Consider the following 1,873-nt stretch of genomic DNA (forward strand, 5'->3'; position numbering starts at 1 on the left):
ATCTAAAGCAATCAGCTAAACCACAATTTACCCACCATAAAAAAGTACTTTTAAAAAGGCTTGACCTAATTTTTTTATTTTTAGTGACAGCTAAAGACTAAATTTACTCATCATTTAGAACAAAAACAAAAACGCAAGGACAAAAGCCTTGCGTTTTAAAATTATTCAAAAAAATTAATATGTATAAATGTAATCGTCAGGAATTTCAAAAGGAGTAATAGGAACAAGATCATTTGGGGTATCGGAATCATCATCTGAGCTGTCATAGTTTGAATCAGTATCAGTTGATTCTGCGGCTGTGTTGCTCTCCTCAGTATAACTGTTGTTTTCAGGTTCAATAACTTCTTCAATCTTTTCTTTGTCTTCGTCAATTATTGTCTGAGCTTCCTGTTCAAGCTTATCCTTTGCTTCTTTTTCTGCCTGTTCAATAGCGTCGATTCTTGCAGAATATTTATCAATCAAATATTGAATTTTTGTTTTTAATTCTTCAAACTTTTCGCTTGAAAGAACGGCATCTTTTTCGCTGTTGAGTTTATCAAGCAGTGTAGTAAGTTTGTCCTTGCAAGCTTTGAGTTTTGTTTTGTCTGTGATTTTCTCAACCTCGTTTAAAGTGTTGTCGCTAATAACCTTTTCATAGTAGGTCACAAAGTATGATTTCATCTGCTCAAGGTCAGATTGATACTCCTCTTTAATTTTCTCAACAGGCTCATTATTTTTTAGATAGTCAGTCAAATCATTTTCAAGATTTTTGATGATTATAATTCGTTTATCTCTGTCGCTTTCATTTACAAAGGTATCATATTTTCCTTTAATGTCAGAAAGTATCTGCTCTATCTGTTGTTCCTTTACATTTTTGTTATAAACATTTACACCAACAACTGTGCCTCCTGCAATTAATGCAACAGCAAGAACGCAACAAATTATTATTACTACCTTTTTTGTACTCTTTTTCATATATAGCCCTCCGATTCTATTGTATATCTATAAAAATAAGTTAATTTTCTTTAAAAAATATATTAGCATTTGATAAACGAATTGTCAAGTCTTACGATGAAATATGTATTTTGTTTTTGATATTTTGTCTTGCTATTGACAAAAATACCCAACACAATTATAATTGTAGCAACAGATGTAATGGGGTGTTGGAATGAAAAAATTTGATGCGGCTGTTTATAAAAAGCGTAAATGCGAGTGCCTTGACAAGTGCTTTCAGGCTTTTATGGATAACGGACTTGAAAATACAGGTTTACAGCTTTTGTGCAAATATTGCGGATTTAAAACTAACCAAGCATTATATCACTATTTTGAAAGTAAAGATATGATAATTACCGAATCTGTACAGTATGCAATGATAAAATTTGAACGAGAATTTATGAAGAAAGCACCTCGTTCAAGAGCGGATTTAAAAAATTATCTTGAAAAATTTCCACGCTGGATGCAGAAAAACTACGGCGAGCATATGCGATTTGTATATCAGGTATATACTTCTCCGAAATATAAAAAACAGGGCTATGATTTCTTTTCGGGTATTCCGAAGAGATACGATACATTCATTCATCATATAGCCAAAAACCTTGATGTTTCTTTTGAAAGCATACAAGCGCTGTACTATCTTTACATAACATCAACACTTCAATTTGCACTTTTTAAAGATGAGGTTTACCTTGATGTAGAGGTAAATGCTATTTATAATATGTGTCTTGAAGTTTTTGAGGCAGAGGACAGGAAAAAACTTAACAGCATTAATACTTAAGTTATAAATTTAAAATTATGATTTAGCAAATTGCTTTATCAAGCAATTATAAAAGTTTGGTCGATGCCTACAACGCCGTGGCCCATTATTGCTACTGAAATCATATTCTAAATCCTTTCC

2 protein-coding genes are annotated in these 1,873 nt (G+C 31.9%); one reads left to right on the forward strand and one right to left on the reverse strand.

The genetic code is table 11. The annotated features are described in order from the left end of the window. Positions 1-174: 174 nt before the first annotated feature. Positions 175-954 carry a hypothetical protein gene (locus AAAY30_RS11440; RefSeq protein WP_302193767.1) on the reverse strand — a complete coding sequence of 260 codons (780 nt, stop codon included), beginning with the start codon at positions 952-954 and terminating at the stop codon, positions 175-177. Between the two features lie 193 nt (positions 955-1,147). Here AAAY30_RS11440 and AAAY30_RS11445 point away from each other — a divergent pair, with 193 nt between their 5' ends. Further along, entirely contained in the window at positions 1,148-1,753 is a 606-nt protein-coding gene (locus tag AAAY30_RS11445; protein ID WP_302484793.1) for a TetR/AcrR family transcriptional regulator, read from the forward strand. The last annotated feature ends 120 nt before the right edge of the window (positions 1,754-1,873 follow it).

It is taken from the genome of Ruminococcoides bili (assembly GCF_040093295.1).
GTDB classification, from domain to species: domain Bacteria; phylum Bacillota; class Clostridia; order Oscillospirales; family Acutalibacteraceae; genus Ruminococcoides; species Ruminococcoides intestinale_A.

Excerpts from the sequence above, each read along its gene's own strand:
- AAAY30_RS11440 (WP_302193767.1), bottom strand. The coding sequence starts at position 954 with ATGAAAAAGAGTACAAAAAAGGTAGTAATAATAATTTGTTGCGTTCTT.
- AAAY30_RS11445 (WP_302484793.1), top strand. The coding sequence starts at position 1,148 with ATGAAAAAATTTGATGCGGCTGTTTATAAAAAGCGTAAATGCGAGTGC.